The organism is Saccharopolyspora sp. NPDC045839, assembly GCF_056431645.1.
The window spans coordinates 275,670-293,524 of sequence record NZ_JBWKKH010000006.1 but is presented as its reverse complement, the minus strand read 5'-3'; the positions used below and the strand labels follow the sequence as shown (position 1 = coordinate 293,524).

At 71.4% G+C, this 17,855-nt stretch carries 16 protein-coding genes; 10 read left to right on the top strand and 6 right to left on the bottom strand.

The features are described 5' to 3' along the window. The first annotated feature begins 137 nt into the window (after positions 1 to 137). A complete protein-coding gene (locus AC07EQ_RS11880; RefSeq protein WP_478387985.1) occupies positions 138 to 485 on the top strand; it encodes a hypothetical protein in 348 nt (115 codons plus the stop codon). A gap of 50 nt (positions 486 to 535) precedes the next feature. Here the strand turns inward: AC07EQ_RS11880 and AC07EQ_RS11875 are convergent, their stop codons facing one another. The 3 genes from AC07EQ_RS11875 to AC07EQ_RS11865 all read right to left on the bottom strand — a co-directional run bounded on the left by AC07EQ_RS11875 (position 536) and on the right by AC07EQ_RS11865 (position 3,908). After that, positions 536 to 1,396 (bottom strand): glycosyltransferase family 2 protein, encoded by an 861-nt coding sequence (locus AC07EQ_RS11875; RefSeq protein WP_478387984.1) that lies wholly within the window; start codon positions 1,394 to 1,396, stop codon positions 536 to 538. Between the two features lie 156 nt (positions 1,397 to 1,552). Continuing rightward, complete coding sequence (locus AC07EQ_RS11870) at positions 1,553 to 2,683, bottom strand: glycosyltransferase family 4 protein (protein ID WP_478388018.1); 1,131 nt, start codon at positions 2,681 to 2,683, stop codon at positions 1,553 to 1,555. A 103-nt stretch (positions 2,684 to 2,786) separates the two neighbouring features. Beyond that, positions 2,787 to 3,908, bottom strand: coding sequence for a glycosyltransferase family 4 protein (locus AC07EQ_RS11865; protein WP_478387983.1), 1,122 nt, complete (start codon positions 3,906 to 3,908; stop codon positions 2,787 to 2,789). Positions 3,909 to 4,128: 220 nt separating this feature from the next. Here AC07EQ_RS11865 and AC07EQ_RS11860 point away from each other — a divergent pair, with 220 nt between their 5' ends. From AC07EQ_RS11860 to AC07EQ_RS11845, 4 genes are all read left to right on the top strand, one after another. Continuing rightward, positions 4,129 to 5,076 carry a glycosyltransferase family 2 protein gene (locus AC07EQ_RS11860; protein ID WP_478387982.1) on the top strand — a complete coding sequence of 316 codons (948 nt, stop codon included), beginning with the start codon at positions 4,129 to 4,131 and terminating at the stop codon, positions 5,074 to 5,076. A gap of 301 nt (positions 5,077 to 5,377) precedes the next feature. Then, entirely contained in the window at positions 5,378 to 7,885 is a 2,508-nt protein-coding gene (locus AC07EQ_RS11855; RefSeq protein ID WP_478387981.1) for a glycosyltransferase, read from the top strand. Next, positions 7,875 to 8,924: a glycosyltransferase family 4 protein gene (locus tag AC07EQ_RS11850; RefSeq protein WP_478387980.1), complete on the top strand. Its 1,050-nt coding sequence runs from the start codon at positions 7,875 to 7,877 to the stop codon at positions 8,922 to 8,924. Before AC07EQ_RS11855 ends, AC07EQ_RS11850 begins: the two co-directional genes overlap by 11 nt. 138 nt (positions 8,925 to 9,062) lie before the next feature. Continuing rightward, a complete protein-coding gene (locus AC07EQ_RS11845; RefSeq protein ID WP_478387979.1) occupies positions 9,063 to 9,362 on the top strand; it encodes a hypothetical protein in 300 nt (99 codons plus the stop codon). Positions 9,363 to 9,536: 174 nt separating this feature from the next. Here AC07EQ_RS11845 and rfbD read toward each other — a convergent pair whose 3' ends face one another. Next, positions 9,537 to 10,454: a dTDP-4-dehydrorhamnose reductase gene (gene rfbD, locus AC07EQ_RS11840; protein WP_478387978.1), complete on the bottom strand. Its 918-nt coding sequence runs from the start codon at positions 10,452 to 10,454 to the stop codon at positions 9,537 to 9,539. Further along, the gene (rfbB, locus tag AC07EQ_RS11835; RefSeq protein WP_478387977.1) at positions 10,451 to 11,440 is read right to left on the bottom strand and encodes a dTDP-glucose 4,6-dehydratase; all 990 of its coding nucleotides are present in this window, start codon (positions 11,438 to 11,440) and stop codon (positions 10,451 to 10,453) included. Before rfbB ends, rfbD begins: the two co-directional genes overlap by 4 nt. 308 nt (positions 11,441 to 11,748) lie before the next feature. Here rfbB and AC07EQ_RS11830 point away from each other — a divergent pair, with 308 nt between their 5' ends. From AC07EQ_RS11830 to AC07EQ_RS11815, 4 genes are all read left to right on the top strand, one after another. Continuing rightward, on the top strand, positions 11,749 to 13,413 hold the full coding sequence (locus tag AC07EQ_RS11830) for an LCP family protein (RefSeq protein WP_478387976.1): 1,665 nt from the start codon (positions 11,749 to 11,751) through the stop codon (positions 13,411 to 13,413). 120 nt (positions 13,414 to 13,533) lie between these two features. Next, positions 13,534 to 14,709, top strand: a complete 1,176-nt coding sequence (locus tag AC07EQ_RS11825; RefSeq protein WP_478387975.1) for an LCP family protein — start codon at positions 13,534 to 13,536, stop codon at positions 14,707 to 14,709. Between the two features lie 132 nt (positions 14,710 to 14,841). Continuing rightward, a complete protein-coding gene (locus AC07EQ_RS11820; protein WP_478387974.1) occupies positions 14,842 to 15,552 on the top strand; it encodes an SDR family NAD(P)-dependent oxidoreductase in 711 nt (236 codons plus the stop codon). 9 nt (positions 15,553 to 15,561) lie between these two features. Further along, complete coding sequence (locus tag AC07EQ_RS11815; protein WP_478387973.1) at positions 15,562 to 16,272, top strand: TIGR03089 family protein; 711 nt, start codon at positions 15,562 to 15,564, stop codon at positions 16,270 to 16,272. 126 nt (positions 16,273 to 16,398) lie between these two features. On the opposite strand, the gene AC07EQ_RS11810 is transcribed toward AC07EQ_RS11815, so the two are convergent. Further along, positions 16,399 to 16,803, bottom strand: coding sequence for a DoxX family protein (locus AC07EQ_RS11810; RefSeq protein ID WP_478387972.1), 405 nt, complete (start codon positions 16,801 to 16,803; stop codon positions 16,399 to 16,401). Positions 16,804 to 17,010: 207 nt separating this feature from the next. Between AC07EQ_RS11810 and AC07EQ_RS11805 the strand changes: the two genes are divergently transcribed. Beyond that, positions 17,011 to 17,793 (top strand): thioesterase family protein, encoded by a 783-nt coding sequence (locus AC07EQ_RS11805; RefSeq protein WP_478387971.1) that lies wholly within the window; start codon positions 17,011 to 17,013, stop codon positions 17,791 to 17,793. The last annotated feature ends 62 nt before the right edge of the window (positions 17,794 to 17,855 follow it).

The following is a 17,855-nucleotide window of genomic DNA, read 5'->3' as shown; positions in this document are numbered from 1 at the left end:
TGACGAAAACCCATTGGGGGGAATACTCTGGCAGGGGCAACGGCATAATGAGCACTGGGCTCGCCCGCAGCGGCCGCGCCCAGTCCGACGTCCGCCAACGCGGACCACCGACTGCGAACGACTGAGAGGGCATCCCCATGGACCCGCGCCTCCGAGCCGACGAAGCACTTGCTCGCGCGCGGGCACGCGGCGCGTTCGTCGTCACCCCCGACAATGCCACCTCGCCGATGGATGCCGCGAGCACCGTGCGCATCCCGCGCGAGGTCGTCAGCCAGGCCGACCCGGCGGACACCACGCAGGTGCTGCCCGGCGGTCACCCCCGGCAGCAGCCGCATCGGCAGGATCCCCAGCACGGCGGCTGGCCGACCGAGGATTACGAGCAGGGCCAGCAGAATCTGCCGCCGAACCCGTACCACGCGCAGCGCGCCCCGCACGAGTTCGGGCCGCTCGGTTCGCAGGCCGGCCAGTACTACAACCAGCACTAGGGCTGTTCTACAAGCGGCGTCCGCCGCTTGAAGTGCGGGACTCACAGTCGTCAGCGGGTCGCGATGCGGGCGCGGGCGGTCAGCGCCACGCGCAAGGCGAGACGCAGCGGCGCCCAGGCCGGCCCCGGATAGCGGTCGGCGAGGTAGCGGTAGGCGCTGCGGTGGTGCTCGACGAGCATCCGCTTGGAGGCGCCCGCCGTGGAGTGCCCCCCGATGTGCATGATCTCCGCGCTCGGCACGTAGACGTTCAGCCAGCCCTTCTTCCCGAGCCGGTCGCCGAGGTCGACGTCTTCGAAGTACATGAAGTAGCGCGGGTCGAAGCCGTCGATGGAGTCGAACGCCTCGCGGCGCAGCAGCAGGCAGGAGCCGGACAGCCAGCCGGCGGGCCGCTCGGTGATCGTTGTCTCGGACTGGTGGTAGGCGCGGGACCACGGGTTCTTCGGCCAGATCTTGGCGAACACCGCGTGCCCGGCGCCACGGCCGATCGACGGCAGCAGCCGCGCCGACGGGTACACCTCGCCGGTGGGCTCCTTGATCAGCGGGCCGAACGATCCGCCGCGCGGCCAGCGCTTGGCCGCGCCCAGCAGTTCGTCGAGCGAGCCCGGCTGCCACTCCAGGTCCGGGTTGGCGATCACGACCCAGCCGAATTCGTCGCCGAGCTCGGCGACGCCGCGGTTGGCCGCGCCGCCGTAGCCGAGGTTGCCACCGGTCGGCACGAAGTCGACGTTCGCTCGCTCCGCGGCTGCCCGTTCGGGCACGCCGTCGGTGGAGGTGTTGTCGGCGAGGATCACCCGGACCGAGCGCTCCGTCGCCTTGGCCAAGGTGTCGAGGAACTGCTCCAGGGTCTCGCCCGGGGAGTAGGTCACGGTGACAACGGCGACTTCATCGCCGTAGGTGCGCGCGTCGGTCACACCGGTACATTCTGCCGAACGGCGCAGACCGGGCGGCCACCCGACCGCAGTTCCCCGCGAGCACGCCGGCGGAGGCTCCGTTTCCACTGGTCAGACCCGTGTGCAGGTTGTGTCGCGATAGCCGCACAAAACACTCACGGCCCTGAGCAGCCTGTTCTAACGGGTCTTGGTGTGGATGTGGTGGGCCCTGGCGAAGGCCTCTCGGTGCTGGGTCGCGCAGGCCGCCCAGGTGAACTCCTTCGCCCGGCGCTGGGCCGCCGCGGCGAGCGCGGCACGGCGGGCCGGGTCGTCCAGCAGTTCGGTCAGGCCGTTGGCGATCTCGCCCGCTCCCACTCCGCAGTAGGCGACGGCGTCGCCGCCGACCTCCGGGAGGCTCAGCCGCCGCGTGGTGAGCACCGCGGCGCCGCAGGCCATCGCCTCCAGCACGGGTAAGCCGAAGCCCTCGCCGATGCTCGGGTAGGCGACCAGGTGCGCGCCGCCGAGGAAGCCGGCCAGCTGGTCGAACGGCAGGTAGCCGGCCCGGATCACCCGGATCCGGTGCGGCACGGCCTCCAGCGCCCGTTCCACGCGGGTGTCCCAGCCCGGCTGGCCGGCCAGCACCAGCGCGGGCGAGTCGGCGCGGCCCTGGCAGGCGATCGTGAAGCCGCGGATCAGCGCGGGCACGTTCTTGCGCGGCTCCAGCGCGCCGAGGAAGGCGACGTAGGGCTGGTCGTGCAGGCTCAGCCGGTCGCGCACCTCCTGGATCTCCTCCGGGGTCGGCGGGTGGAACCGGTCCGGGTCGACGCCGTGGTACATGACCGGCATCCGGGCGCGGTCGGCGCCGACGGAGCGGGCCAGCTCGGCCGCAGTCGCCTTGCTCGGCACGATGCACAGCGTCGCGCGGCGCAGCGCGGTGCGCGTCCACGCGCGGAAGAACCTGGCCTTGACCGGCGAGTGCACCGCGGGATTGGTGAAGAACGTCGCATCGTGCAGCGTGACCACCGATGCGGCCGGGTTGGCCAGCGGCGTCGTGTAGTGCGGCGAGTGCAGCACGTCGACCCCGAGCCGGCGCGCCAGCAGCGGCAGGGTCGTCTGCTCCCAGGTCAGGCGGGCCGTGCGGGTGGCGACGGCCTCGGTGGCGGGCACCACGTCGGTGCGCGGGGCGATGGCCGCGTACAGCTCCGCGTCGCGGGGCTGGCAGGCGACCGTGAGCCGGGCACCGTCCGCGTCCAGGGCAGCCAGCAAGGAGTCGACGTATCGGCCGACGCCGCCTCGATCCGCTGGTACTGCGGTGGCGTCGATGAGGATGTGCGGCTCGCCTCTGTGCACCAGAGCAGATTACGGTGCGGATGGGTGAACCTGCGTCGAGTCGGCGAAAATGTGTTCTGTCCTGCTTCGCCCGGTGAAGGTCCTAGCCGGCGCCGCCGGGATGCCCGGATCGGGTGACGATGTCGAGGTGCTGACGCCAGACCTGTCGCGCCGCTTGTGACCAGGTGAAATCCGCGACCCGCCGAGAACCCGCGGCGATCAGCCCGGCCCGGCGCTCGGAGTCATCGACGACCGCGCGCAGGGCTGCGGCGAGCGCGGCCGGGTCGGCCCGCGGCACCGTCACGCCCGCCCCGCCCGCGACCTCCACGAGCGCAGGTGCGTCGGAGTGCACGATCGGCACGCCGAGCGCCATCGCCTCGACGAGCGGGAGGCCGAAGCCTTCCGCGAGGCTCGGCGCGGCCAGCGCCGTCGCGTTCCGCAGCAGCGCCGCGAGTTCGGCGTCGGAGACCGACTCCAGAACCCGCACGTCCTCCGCACCGCAGTCAGCGGCGATCCGCGGCACGTCGACATCGCCCCAGCCGCGGCGTCCGACGATCAGCAGCGGCACATCCGGGGCCGCAGGCTCGGCCATCGCCCGCACCAGGTGTTCGTAGCCCTTGCGCGGCTCGATCGTGCCTATCGCCAGCACGTACCGCTCTGGCAGCGCCAGCCGTGCGGCGATGGCCGGGTCGGGTTCGGCCAGCAACGACGGCGTGACGCCTTCGCCGATGACCGCCAGCCTCGCGTTGACCGGGACGCGCTTCGCGAGGTCCGCCGCTACGACGGCGGTCGGCACTACCAGCGCGTCGGCGTGCCGCGCGGCCCGGGCGATCGCCCGCCGGTGCCAGGAAACACCGCGCGGCGTCAGGGTTTCCGGATGCGTCCACGGAACCGTGTCGTGCACCGTCACCACCAGGCCCCGCCCGCGCTTCGCGGGCGGCGCGAGCGGCGTCATGGCGTGCACCGAGTCACCGCCCGGCCAGAACGGGATGCCGCGTTCCCAGGCCGCGATCAGCGCGCGCCGCGGCAGCGGCAGCGCCCGAGGCCCGAGCACGCCGGGAACCCGCGCGGCCTCGGGATCACCGCCACGGCTGATCACGCTGCTCAGCTCCCATCCGCTCGGCGCGGTTTCGGCCATCGCGCGCAGCAGTTCCCGCGTGTAGCGGCCGGTTCCGCCGGGAACCGGCGCGAGCAGCTGCTCGGCGATCGTGACTAGCTCGGGCACCCGCCCAGCTTCCCACGCCGCCTCGCCACCGGAGCCTCATCGCGGGAGGGGCGCGATTTCGCGAGAAGTCGCACCGGTCCGTGGGCGATGAGACCCGCAACGCTCCGTATCTTCTGCGCACCACTCCGTGAGCGCCGGACGGTTTCGCGAGAATTCGACCACCGCGAGATTGCGCCACCAGCGGCGGGCGCCGGATCGCTGGTGCGTAACGTCTTCGGGCGTGACGGCGTCGGAACGGGTGCACAGCACCGTTGTCGTGGTGACCTGGCGGGGGCGGGACCACATCGAGGCGTGCCTGGACGCACTGGCGGCTCAGGATCGTCCACATCGGACACTGGTGGTCGACAACGCCTCCGACGACGGCACGGCCGACCTGATCGCCGCCCACCCGTCGGCGCCGGAGGTGCTGCGGCTACGCCGCAACACCGGCTACGCCGGCGGGATCGCCGCTGCGCTCGGCCGAATCCACACTCCTTACGTCGCGTGGCTCAACGACGATGCTGCGCCAGCCTCCGGCTGGCTCGCGGCGCTCGAAGCCGCGCTCGACGCGGACGGCTCCGCCGCCGCAGCGTCCTCCGTGCTCCGCACGCCGGACGGCCGGGTGCAGTCCGCCGGCGTGCGCCTCACGGCCGACGGCCACGGCGCTGACGCGCCTGATGCCTCCGGCGGCGTGTTCGGCTTCTGCGGCGGGGCGGCGCTGCTGCGCACCGCGCACCTCCGTTCCGTCGGCGGTGTTCCGGCTCACTTCTTCTGCTACTACGAGGACACCGACACGGCGTGGCGCCTGCGCCTCGCAGGGCACCGGATCGTCCCGGCGGCCGACGCCACCGCCTCGCACCTGCACGGTGCGACGACGCTGCCGGGTTCGGCGCTGTTCCACCGCTGGAACGAGCGGAACCGCCTGCTCACCCTGCTTCGCTGCGCTCCCGCGTCGGTCGCGGCACGGGAGCTCGCCCGCTTCGCGGCGATCACCCTCGCCCTGCCGTTGCGCCGGGCGATCGGGGCGCGTTCCGTTCCCGACGCGGCGAACTTCCACGTCACCTTGCGGCTCCGCGTGCTGGCCGAGGTCGCGGCCGGCCTAGCAGCCGCACTCCGAGCCAGGCGGCGGATCGGCCGAACGGCGCGGATTCCGCGGCGCGAGGTCTGGAACACCTGGGCAGGAGCCTGAACCCGGCGGACGAGCGAACGGCCGGTTCACATCGCTAGACGGAGTCAACAGGCCGTTCGCCCCACCCAACACGCCGACCGCCACCGGCACACCCCGGCGCGTCCTGAACTCACCGAGCACCGGAACAGCTCCGATCCAACCCGTCCGGCAAGCACCGCGTGTGACCCAAACGGTCCGTTCACCTCACTAGACGAAGTCAACAGGCCACTCACCTCGCCCCAGGCGGCTCCAGGTGTCGGGATGGCCGCGTTTTCGCGAACACCCCGCAGGCTGCGCCGGGGGATGGTGCACGCTTTAGGGCGTGGCTGAATTGTCCGACAGCACCCTGCCCGTCGTGTCGGTGATCGTGGTCAACTACCGCGGCGCGGACGACACCATCACCTGCCTGCGCGCGCTCCGCGACGAGCTCGACTACCCGGCCGACCGGCTGGAGGTGATCTGCGTCGACAACGCCTCCGGCGACGGCAGCGCCGAGCGGATCCGCGCCGCCGCTCCGGAGGTGCGGCTGATCGAGTCGGACACCAACCTCGGTTTCGCCGGCGGGTGCAACCTCGCCGCCCGCAGCGCCACCGGCCAGGTGCTGGCCTTCCTCAACAACGACGCCAAACCGGATCGCGCCTGGGTGCGCGCGGCCGTCGCGGTGTTGCGGTCGGAGCCGACGGTGGGCGCGGTCGCCAGCAAGGTCCTGGACTGGGAGGGCCGCCACATCGACTTCGTCGACGGCGGGCTGACCTGGTTCGGGATGGGCTACAAGCGCCACGCGGGCGAGGTCGACGACGGCTCGCACGACGCGGCCCGGGACGTGCTGTTCGGCACCGGTTCGGCGCTGTTCGTGCGGGCCGAGCTGTTCGCCGCGCTCGACGGCTTCGACGAGCGCTTCTTCATGTTCTACGAGGACGTCGACCTCGGCTGGCGGCTGAACCTGCGCGGCTGGCGGGTCCGCTACGAACCGGGTTCGCTGACGTTCCACCGCCACCACGCCTCGATGGCCGAGGTCTCCTCGGCCCGCGAGCACTACCTGCTGGAGCGCAACGCGCTCGCCGCGCTGTACAAGAACGTCTCCGACGAGACGCTGGCGAAGGCGCTGCCCGCCGCGATGGCGCTGGCCGTGCGGCGAGCCACCGCGCGCGGCGAGATCGACCCGACCCAGCTGGAGATCACCCGGCGCGGCGACAGCGAGGACGACAGCCCGGTGCCGATCGACCGGTCCGCGCTGGCCGGGATGCTGGCGATCGACCAGTTCGTCGAGCTGCTGCCGTCGCTGAAGGAGTCCCGCGAGGAGGAACAGCGGGCGCGGGTGCGCACCGACGCCGACCTGGTGCCGTTGATGCGCAAGGCGATGGAGCCCGCCTACCCGCTGCCGCGCTACCTCGCCGCACACGACGCGCTGGTCGAGGCGTTCGGGCTGGACGAGCTCTTCGGCCGGCCCCGGAAGGTCGTGGTGATCACCGGCGACGCGGTCACCGAGCGGATGGCCGGCCCGGCGATCCGCGCCTGGCACATGGCCGAGGTGCTCTCCGCGGAGCACGAGGTGCGGCTGGTCAGCGTCAACGCGCTCGTCAGCCCGCCGGAGTCCCGCTTCGCCGTGGTCGCGGCGAAGCCGCGCGAGCTCGGCGCCCACGTCGACTGGGCGGACGTCGTGGTGCTGCAGGGCCACGTGCTGGAGATGGTGCCGGCGCTCAAGAACGTCGAGTCCACCAAGATCGTGGTCTGCGACGTCTACGACCCGATGCACCTGGAACTGCTGGAGCAGGGTCGCGACACCGACGACGAGCGCCGCGCGAAGGACCTGGCCGGGGTCACCAAGGTGCTCAACACCCAGCTGCAGCGTGGCGACTTCTTCCTCTGCGCCTCGGAGCGGCAGCGGCACTTCTGGCTGGGCCACCTCGCATCGCTGGGCCGGTTGACCCCCGGCCTGTACGACAACGACCCGACCGTCCGCTCGCTGCTGTCGGTCGTGCCGTTCGGCCTGCCGTCGGTGGCGCCGCGCCGCACCGGCCCGGCGATCAAGGGCAACCGGTCCGGCATCGCCGCCGAGGACAAGGTCGTGCTGTGGGCGGGCGGCGTCTACAGCTGGTTCGACCCGCTGACGCTGCTGCACGCGGTGCACCGGCTTTCCCACCAGCACAACGACGTCCGGCTGTTCTTCCTCGGCATGAAGCACCCGAACCCGGACGTGCCGGAGATGGGCATGGCCGGGCAGACCCGCGGCCTGGCCCGCCGGCTCGGGCTGACCGACAAGTTCGTGTTCTTCAACGAAACGTGGGTGCCCTACGGCGAGCGGCAGAACTACCTGCTCGACGCGGATTGCGGCGTCACCACGCACTTCGAGCACGTGGAGACGACGTTCGCGTTCCGCACCCGCGTGCTGGACTACCTGTGGTCCGGGCTGCCGGTGGTGACCACCGACGGCGACTCGTTCGCCGACCTGGTGCGCGAGGAGGGCATCGGCGTCGTGGTCCCGGCCGAAGATCCGGACGCGCTGGCCGCGGCGCTGGAGAAGGTGCTCTACGACGAGGAGTTCGCCGCCGAGTGCCGCCGCCGCATCGCCCCGGTCCGCGAGCGGTTCACCTGGGAATCCGTGCTGGCGCCGCTGACGGAGTTCTGCCGCGACCCGCGCCCGGCCGCCGACCGGCTGAAGGCGAGCGCGCCGCTCGTGCGCAGCCCGCAGCTGAACCGCGTCGAGACGGCGCGCCGCGACATCGCGCTGCTGCGCGAGTACCTCGACGCGGGCGGCCCGCTGGAGGTCGCGAAGCGGGCGACCGGGCGGCTCCGGCGGATCGCCGGCGAGCGGTTCCGTGGGCGCTGACCTGCGCGTCCTGCTGGACGGCACGCCGCTGCTCGGCCGGCGCACCGGAATCGGGCGCTACACCGCGTCCCTGGTCGGCGAGCTCGCGGCCATGGTGGACGTCCGGCTGATCGGGTTCACCATCCGGGGCTGGCGGGAGCTGCGTGCGCTGGCGCCGAACGGAACGCGCGCGGTGGGGCCGCCGATTCCGGCTCGGGTGCTGCGGAAGCTCTGGCAGCGGGGCGCTTTCCCGCCCGTCGAACTGCTCGCCGGGCCGGCGCAGGTGGTGCACGGCACGAACTTCGTGCTGCCGCCGTCGATCCGGGCGGGCGGCGTGGTGACGGTGCACGACCTGGCGTTCCTGGACGATCCGTCGCTGGCCGAACCCGACTTGCCCGATCTCGTGCGGAGTTCCGCGCGGCGAGCGCGGGTGGTGTGCACGCCGACGGCCGCGGTGGCCGACGCCGTCAGCGCGCGGCTCGACGTGCCGCGGGAGAAGGTCCTGGTGACTCCGCTCGGCGTCGATCCCGAGTGGTTCTCCGCGGCACCCATGGATTCCGCACTACGAGTCCACTATGGACTACCGTCGGAGTACCTGCTGTTCGTCGGCGCCGAAGGCCCGCGCAAGGGACTGCCGACGCTGCTCGAATCCCACGGCCCCGACCTGCCCCCGCTGGTCATCGCGGGTCCTGGCGAGCCGGGCAGCCGGGACGGTGTGATCCGCACCGGCTACCTCCCCGACGAGCACCTGCGCCGCCTGGTCGCCGACGCCACCGCGCTCGTATTGCCTTCGCGCGACGAGGGATTCGGCCTACCGGCACTGGAAGCCATGGCATGCGGAACCCCGGTGGTGTGCTCGGACATCCCGGCCCTCCGAGAGGTCACGGCGAGCCAAGCGATCCTCGCGCCCCACGGCGACCCGACGGCCCTCAACGAGGCCCTGCACCGAGCCCTGACCAATCCGCCGAACGCGGAAAACGCCCGCACCCGGGCCAAATCCTTCACCTGGCGGGCCTGCGCGGAAGCCACGATCACGGCATACCAACGCGCAATGACCTGAACACACCTCTGGAAAGACGTCAGGCCAGGCTCCCGGTAATGCCCCGGGCCACCTGGCCTTCCTTCCGTCTCCCCGCGGGATCAGGCACCACCATCATGCCCGCGCCGCAGCGAGCAGGGCTACCAATTTTGCCTAAAATTGGGGAAACCACCGCGTCAGGCGATCATCAATGGGTTCGGCGTCGACCACCTGGTGCTTGAAGCGCGCTCAGCGGAACTCAACCGCCGCGATGTGTTGACCGCCTCCGCGGCGCGCCGGAGCTTTCTCCCCAAAAGGGCGCGATTCCGGATTGATCACTGCCCTGGTCCCGTTGAGCCAATGCTATGGGCCGCCGACGTGATTGCAGGCGCTTGCAGAGCGGCCTACCTCGGCCGTTCCGAGTATCGCGACATCCTGGCCGACCGCGTGTACGACATCGAAATCGACACCGGCTGCTAGCCCTGAACAAACGTCAGGCCAGGCTCCCAGTCATGCCCCGGGTCGCCTGGCCTTCCTTCCTCGCCCCCGCGGGGCTCGGCAACACCCACTATGCACAGGCTCCTAGCCCCGCACCAGTCGATAAGCCCCTGGCACGGCCCTTCAAGGTCGGCTTCACCGGGGCAGGCGACTTCGTCACCTTCCCCTGAGGGCTTCGCCGTCCGCTTCGAAGGCCGCCGCCAGGGCTTCCCGCCAGGGGCGCATCGGGGTCAGGCCCGCTTCGCGCCAGGCCGCGTCGGAAAGGACCGAGTAAGCCGGCCGGGGCGCCGGGAGCGGGTAGTCCGCCGTCGTGCACGGGTTCACCCGGTTCTCGTCCGCGCCCAGTTCCGCGAAGATCGCCCGGGCGAACTCGAACCAGCTCGCCTGGCCCGAATTGGTGCAGTGCAACACCTTCTGCTTCGGGTCCCGGCGCTCGGCGACCTGCCCCGCCAGTTCCAGCAGGCCGTGCGCCAGGTCCGCCGCCCAGGTCGGCGAGCCGATCTGATCGTCCACAACGGACAGCGAATCCCGCTCGCCGGACAGGCGGATCATCGTCTTCACGAAGTTCCCGCCGCGCGCGCCGTACACCCACGCCGTGCGCACCACCCAGGCCCGCGCGCCGGATTCCAGCACCGCCTGCTCGCCTTCGAGCTTCGTGCGCCCGTACACCGAGCGCGGGCCGGTCGGGTCCGCCGGCTCGTACGGCCGGGTCCCGTCGCCCGGGAACACGTAATCCGTCGACACGTGCAGCAGCGGCAGGCCGCTGGCCCGGCATGCCTTCGCCAGGTCCGCGGCGCCTCCGGCGTTGATCCGGGCCGCGCGATCCGGGTCGGACTCCGCCGCGTCCACTCCCGTGTAGGCCGCGGCGTTGATCACCACCGGCTCCAGCTCGGCGTCCTTCGCCGTCTCCGCGAACGAACCGACCGCGTCGGCGATCTCCTCCGCGTCGGTGATGTCCAGCTCCTTGGAACCGGGCGCGTGCACCAGCGCGCCGGACCGCGCGGCGAGGATGCGGGCCAGCTCCGAGCCGAGCTGGCCGCGGCCGCCCGGGACCAGCACGGCGAGGCGGCTCACTTCGCCGCCTCCGCGCGGGCCTTCAGCGGCTCCCACCAGTCGCGGTTCTCCTGGTACCAGCGGACCGTCTCGCGCAGCCCGGTCTCGAAGTCGACCTGCGGCCGGTACCCCAGTTCCTGGACGATCTTGCCGTGGTCCACCGAGTAGCGGCGGTCGTGGCCCTTGCGGTCCGCCACCTGCCGCACCATCGACCAGTCCACGTCGAGTTCGGCCAGCAGCCGCTCGGTCAGCTCCTTGTTGGTCAGCTCGGTGCCGCCGCCGATGTTGTAGATCTCGCCCGGCCGCCCGGATTCGGCCACCAGCTGGATTCCCCGGCAGTGGTCGCCGACGTGCAGCCAGTCGCGCACGTTGAGCCCGTCGCCGTAGAGCGGCACCTGGGCGCCGTCCATCAGGTTCGTGATGAACAGCGGCAGCACCTTCTCCGGGAACTGGTAGGGCCCGTAGTTGTTGGAGCAGCGGGTGATGCACACCGGCAGGCCGTGCGTGCGGTGGTAGGCGCGGGCCAGCAGATCCGAGCCCGCCTTCGCCGCCGAGTACGGCGAATTCGGCTCCAGCGCGTGGTCCTCGGGCCAGGAGCCTTCGTCGATGGAGCCGTAGACCTCGTCGGTGGACACGTGCACGAACTTGCCGACACCGGCGTCGAGCGCGGCCTGCAGCAACACGTTCGTGCCGACGACGTTGGTGAGCACGAAGGCGTCCGAGCCGGTGATCGACCGGTCCACGTGGGTTTCGGCGGCGAAGTGCACGACCACGTCGACGTCGGTGATCAGGCCACCGACCAGCTCGCGATCGCAGATGTCGCCGCGGACGAACTTCAGCCGCGGGTTGTCCGCGACCGGCGCCAGGTTCGCCTCGTTGCCCGCGTAGGTGAGTTTGTCGAGCACGATCACGTCGGCATCGGAGAACGCGGGATACGCGCCGCTGAGGAGCTGCCGAACGTAGTGCGAGCCGATGAAGCCGGCCCCACCGGTGACCAGAATCCGCATTGCGCCCTTCCTCGCCGGGTTTACCGCGGCCCGCAGCGGGCCCGCGTCCGCAGTCTGGCATGACACGGCGCGCTACGAGGCAGGTTCCCGCGTTACTCAGCGTCACAAAGATGCCTAACTCTTATGAGTGATGTCACCCCTGTTACTGGGACCTGCCCACCCGCCCCAGGTTCACCGCTAGCCTGCAACCGGAACACGAGCAAAATCACTTCGCCAACATGTAACGCTCGCCGACAGGCCAAGGAGGATTCGGCGTGGAGGACCGGCCGAGGTGGCCAGGTGGCCCGCAGGGCCAGCCCGGTAGATCCGTGCCGCCCCGCGGCCCTGGCGGACAGGGCCGGCCGGCGTCCGGCGGCACCCCGTCGGGCGGGCGGCGCGGTGGCGCTGCCCCGCCGCCCGGCGGCCCGGGCCGCAGGCCAGCGCAGAGTGACGCCCGGCGCCGTTCGGCCCCCCGTTCGGGTAACGCGGAGGTCCCCCCGGAAGGCGACGTCTGGCAGCGGCGGCGCAACCACCGGGGCGCGCGGAACTTCGGCCGGGCGCTGTTCGCGCTGCTGTCCGTGCTGGTGCTGAGCACCACCGGGTTCGGCTGGGCCATGTTCCGGCCCGGGGCCGGCGGCACCTCCACCGCCGACGTCATCGGCAAGGGCTTGAGCGCCCCGGACGGCGCCACCGACATCCTGCTGATCGGCAACGACAGCCGCAACGACGCATTCGGCAATCCGCTGCCCGACAACGTGCTTCGCGAGCTGCGCACCAGCTACGACGGCGGTGACCTCACCGACGCGATGATCCTGGTCCGCATCCCCAACGGCGGGCAGAGCGCCAGCGCGATCTCCTTCCCCCGCGACACCCTCGTCGACGTCGGTCTCGGGGAGGGCAAGACCAAGCTCACCGAGACGATGAACCGCGGCAAGCACGCCGAGATGGCGAAGCTGAAGGAGGACGGCGTCACCGACCCGAAGCAGCTGGAGGAAAAGTCCCGGCTGGCCGGCAAGCAGCTGCTGCTGAAGACCATCGAGGACGTCACCGGCGTCAGCATCGACCACTACGCCGAGGTCAACCTGCTCGGCTTCTACGACGTCACCAACGCCATCGGCGGCGTCGAGGTCTGCCTGCTCGACGACACCAAGGACAAGGACTCCGGCGCGAACTTCCACAAGGGCCTGCAAACGATCCAGGGCGCCGACGCGCTGGCCTTCGTCCGCCAGCGGAAGGGCCTGATCAACGAGCTCGACCGCGGCAGGCGCCAGCAGGTCTTCGTGTCCGCGCTCGCCCGCAAGGTCATGTCCACCGGCACGCTGACCAACCCGGCGAAGCTGACCGAACTGGTCAACGCCATCCAGAAGTCGGTCATCCTCGACCCCGCGCTGGCCAACGACGTGCTCGGCTTCGCCCAGCAGATACAGGGCATCGCGGGCGGGAACGTGCAGTTCTTCACCGCCCCGGTGCACCTCGTCGGCTCGTCCGGCTCGGAAGACGTCACGATCAAGATCCCGGAGGTCCGGCAGTTCGCCGCGGATCTGCTGTTGTCGCCGACCGAACGGCAGCAGAAGCAGGTCGCGATGCAGTCCCGGGCCGCGACTTCGGTCAGCGTCTACAACGCCTCCGGGGCCAGCGGATTGGCCGCGCGGGTGCTCGAAGAGATCTCCGGGCAGGGCTTCAAGGCCGGCGGCAGCTCCAACGCCGACACCATGGACCGCTCGGTCATCTACTACGCGACCGGCGAGGAAGCCGCTGCGAAGCAGGTGTCGGACGCCCTCGGCGGCGTGCCGACGGAGGTGCGCTCCAGCGTCGAGGCCGGCAGCGTCGAGGTCTACCTGGGCAAGGACTACAAGGGCCCGGGCATGCAGAACTTCGCTTCTGCCCAGACCGTCCAGCTCGACGGGCTGCGCCAGGCAGGCCCGCTCCTGGCTCAGCCGGCGACCGACGACGAGCCCGCGATCACCGCGGAAGGCGTGCCCTGCATTCGATGACCGGCGTCACACCGGCGAGGTGAGCGCGTCTCATCTACGAGGTTAATCGCCAGGCTGCCGCTCACGGGTTCCCCTGGCGGTTAACCTTGGTCGTCGGCACGCAACGGTTGGGGGAACGACGTGGGCGAACCGGAACGAGAACCGGCGGAGTCGGTCGGCCCGCAGCGGGCCGGGATCCGCATCGCCGGCCGCAGCCTCCTCGCGCTGGTCTCGGCCGTCGTGCTCGCCCTCACTGCCATCGGCTGGATCGTGGTGGACCGGCTCAGCGATGTCAGCTCCGCCAAGGTGCTCGCGGACGCGCCGCCGGGGCCGCCCGCCGACGACGGCGCGACGGACGTGCTGCTGGTCGGCAGCGACAGCCGCACCGACGCGCAGGGCAATCCGCTCCCGGAAAGCGTGCTGAAGCAGCTGCGCACCGAAGCCGTCGGCGGCCTGAACACCGACAGCCTCGTGGTGATCCGGATCCCGCACAACACCGCGCAGCCGACCGCGGTTTCCATCCCGCGCGACACCTACACCGACGTGCCGGGCGGCCGGCCCGAGAAGATCAACGCCGTCTACGGGCTGACGAAGAGCGTTACCGCGGAGAAGCTGCGGGGCGACGGCATGCCGGAGCCGGAGATCGAGCACGCCGCGCGGCTCGCCGGGCAGCGTGCGCTGGTGCAGACCGTGCAGAGCCTCACCGGGGTGCGCATCGACCACTACGCGGAGCTCAACCTGGTCGGGTTCTTCGAGCTCACCGAGGCCGTCGGCGGCGTCGACGTCTGCCTGCAGCAGGCCACCAGCGACAAGGACTCCGGCGCCGATTTCGCCGCCGGGCGGCACACCATCAGCGGCGGCGACGCGCTGGCGTTCGTCCGGCAGCGGCACGGCCTGCCGCGCGGCGACCTGGACCGGATCGTGCGCCAGCAGGTGTTCATGGCCGGGCTGGCGAACAAGGTGCTGTCCACCGGCACCCTCACCGACCCGGGAGTGATCAACGACCTGGTGCAGGCGACCCGTCGCGCGGTGGTGCTCGACGAGGGCTGGGACCCGCTGGGTTTCGTGCAGCAGATGCAGGAACTGGCCGCCGGGCGGGTCACGTTCGTGACGCTGCCGGTGTCCGACTCCGGCGCCCGCGACGACCGCGGGCAGTACATCATCAACGTGGATCCGGCGGCGGCGCAGGGATTCTTCGAGGGGCTGACCAACCCGGCCCCGCCGCGCCTGGCGCCGACGGCCCGGCTGCGCTTGGACGGCACCGCGCACGCCCAGCAGCCGATCACCTCCGACGGCGGGATCCCCTGCGTCAACTGACGCACCGACCCGGTTCGAGAGCAGTGTTCCCGCAGGCCCGGGGGGACTGGTCGTTTTGACAGATGGCGGCGGTGGGCTCCGCCGGGAAGCTGGTGGCGACATCGCTTCCCGGAAAGGTCCAGCACCGGCATCATGACGAATTCCCCTGCCTCCGAAGAGGAACCCACCACCCGGCCGGCGCGTCGGAGCCGCCGCGCGCTGCTCGGCATCGCCACCGCCGGAGCCGCGGTGGGCGCCGTCGGCACCGTGACCGGCTCGGCGCTGCCCGCCTACCTCGCCGGGCCCGCCACCCGTCCCGTTCCCGCCGCCGCGCCCAGCGGGCGGTCCGCCGGCAAGGCCGTGCTGATCACCGGCGGGACCTCCGGCATCGGGCGGGCCACCGCGCTGGCCTTCGCCGCCGAGGGTGCCCGGGTGTCGTTCTGCGGCCGGCGCACCGAGCTGGGCAGGCAGGTCGAGACGGAGATCCGCGCGGCCGGGGGCGAGGCCGTCTACCTGCCCGCCGACGTGCGGATTCCCGAGCAGTTGCAGCACTTCGTCGACGAGACCGCGCGCCGCTTCGGCGGGCTGGACATCGCCTTCAACAACGCCGGCATCACGAAAACCGCGCCGCTGCACGAGATGCGGCCGGAGCTCGGCATCGCCGGCCGGGGACAGCTCCGCGGGCTTCGACCTCGAACCGTGACGACTCAGCTCGCACCCGCCGCAGGTGTCCGCCCTCCGCTGAACTACTGGGCGAGGCCAGTCCCCGAAGCCGCGCATTGGTCATGCACGAATCGGGGACCGCAATTCCCGCAGGGGGCCGCCACCCGCACCGCCACGCGAACGAGTGCAACGACCCCTTAGGCTCGCGGCATGAGCGTTACCCAGGCACTGCTCGGTCCGCTGCTGGCCGGCGGAGCTCCGAAACCGCTGATCACGCACTACGACGACGCCACCGGGGCGCGCATCGAGCTGTCCCGCGCGACCACCGCGAACTGGGCGGCGAAGACGGCGAACTGGCTGGTCGACGAGCTCGACCTGGAGCCGGGTGCGCCGGTGCTGGTGGCGCTGCCGGCGCACTGGCAGACCGTCGGGGTGCTGCTGGGCGCCTGGTGGTGCGGGGCGCACATCACCGACGACCCGCAGGGCGCCGAGGTCGCGTTCGTCCCGGCATCCGACCTGGACAGCGGCAAGGGCGCGCACACCATCGCCGCCGTGGGCCTGGACGCGCTCGGCGCGCCGGCGCGCGGCCTGCCGGGCGGCGTCGCCGACTACGTGTCGGACATCCGCGTGCACGGCGACGACTTCAGCCCGCTCTCGCCGGTCGGCGGCGACGACCCGGCGCTGCTGGACCTGTCGGTCGAGGACCTGCTGGCCGAGGCCCGGCGGCGCGCCGAGGCCCTGCGCATCGGCCGCGACGACCGCGTTCTGTCCACATTGGAATGGCAATTGCCGGGTGGCGTCGTGGACGGCTTGCTCACCGTGCTGTCCGCGCGGGCGTCCCTGGTGCACTGCACCAATCCCGACCCGCAGAAGCTGGAGCAGCGCCGCGCCGACGAGCGCATCACCGTCGACCTGACCTAGAGACGGATTCCACTGCGACGCCGGCAGCGGAACCTCAGACGCCGCCTGGACTCCGGGATCCCCGGCTTGTGCATGACCGCGAAGGGCGCCTCCGGCCGCGATGGCCGGAGGCGCCCTTCGCCTTGATCAGGCCGCGGCCTTCTCGCGGCTGGCCGCCGACTTGCCGGTGAACAGGCCGGTGAGCGTGAAGCGCGGGCCGCTGAAGCCGAGCGCGAGGCTGGCCGCCGCGAGCACCAGCACGTACTCGAAGCCGCCGTCCGACAGGAAGAACCCGCCGCTGAGGTGCGCGGTGAACAGCGCGCCCACCATGACCGCCGCGAGCAGGGTGCCGGCGACCGGCATCAGCACGCCCAGGATCAGCCCCAGGCCGCCGAGCAGCTCGACCAGCGCGGTGAACCACGCCGCGACCGCGGGCAGGCCCATCTTGCCGAACGAAGTGACGACGTTGTCAATTCCGTAGAGCACCCACTTCTGGTAGGCGTGCGCGAGGAACGTCGCGCCCACGACGAGGCGCGCGACCAGGATCGTCACGTCACGAAGGCTGTGCTGCATGGGGGAACCTTTCAAGGTCGATATCTGGCGGCGTCACCAAGAATGTACATGAAGCTTCAAACAATCATCCCCGTCGAGAAGATGCTCACACGCATCCCGCAGCGTGGAACCATTCCGCGACAACTCGCCAGAAAACTGGCAAACGACCAGTACCACCCCGTTTCTACCGACGGGTAACATCGGGGAATGCGCGACAACCAGGCCCTTTTCCACCCCGACGGCGAGCTGTTCGTCCCGAGCGAAGCGGCGGGCAACCCGTGGGGCGAGCTGACCGGCGGCGGCCCGATCGCGGGGCTGCTCGCCCGCGCCGTCGAGCGGCACACCGACGACCCCGACCTGTTCGTCGCCCGTCTCACCGTCGACCTGATGCGGCCGGCGCCCCGCACCCCGCTCGCCGTCTCCGTCCGTCCACTTCGGACCGGAAAGCGGCTGCACGTCGTCGAGGCGACCCTCACCGCCGGCGACAAGGACGTCGCGCACGCCACCGCCCAGCTGCTGCGCCATTCCGATGTGGACGGACCGGAACCCGACGCGGCGGCACCCTTCCCCGGCCCGGACGGGATCGCCGGCGGCCACCTGCTGCCGCCGGAACTCGGCCTGCGCTGGGGCGTGCACGACGTGGTGCAGGTGCGATGGGTCGCGGACCAGAGCGCGACCGGCACCAGCCGGGCGTGGATGCGGATGCCGCTACCGCTGCTGCCCGGCGAGCCGCTGAGCCCGCTCGGTCACGTCGCGGTGCTCGTCGACTGCATCAGCGCGGCCAGCCCGGTCGGGCCGATCTTCGGGCCGTGGATCAACACCGACATCACGCTCTACCTGCACCGGCCGTTCGAAGGCGAATGGCTCGGCATGGAGATCCGGCGGGACGTGCAGCCCACCGGCATCGGCGTGGCCAGCGCCCGCCTGTACGACGAGCGCGGCCCGATCGGCAACGCCCACGAGGCGGTGATGGTCAACCAACTCGGCTGACCACCACGACTCGCCCGCCAGGGACGTGGTCCGCAATTTCCATTGAAATCGAAGGTCCGATT

Bases quoted from the DNA above. Each gene is read 5' to 3' on its own strand.
- AC07EQ_RS11880 (WP_478387985.1), top strand. From the start codon at position 138: ATGGACCCGCGCCTCCGAGCCGACGAAGCACTTGCTCGCGCGCGGGCA.
- rfbB (WP_478387977.1), bottom strand. From the start codon at position 11,440: ATGCGGATTCTGGTCACCGGTGGGGCCGGCTTCATCGGCTCGCACTAC.
- AC07EQ_RS11820 (WP_478387974.1), top strand. From the start codon at position 14,842: ATGACGAATTCCCCTGCCTCCGAAGAGGAACCCACCACCCGGCCGGCG.
- AC07EQ_RS11815 (WP_478387973.1), top strand. From the start codon at position 15,562: ATGAGCGTTACCCAGGCACTGCTCGGTCCGCTGCTGGCCGGCGGAGCT.
- AC07EQ_RS11805 (WP_478387971.1), top strand. From the start codon at position 17,011: ATGCGCGACAACCAGGCCCTTTTCCACCCCGACGGCGAGCTGTTCGTC.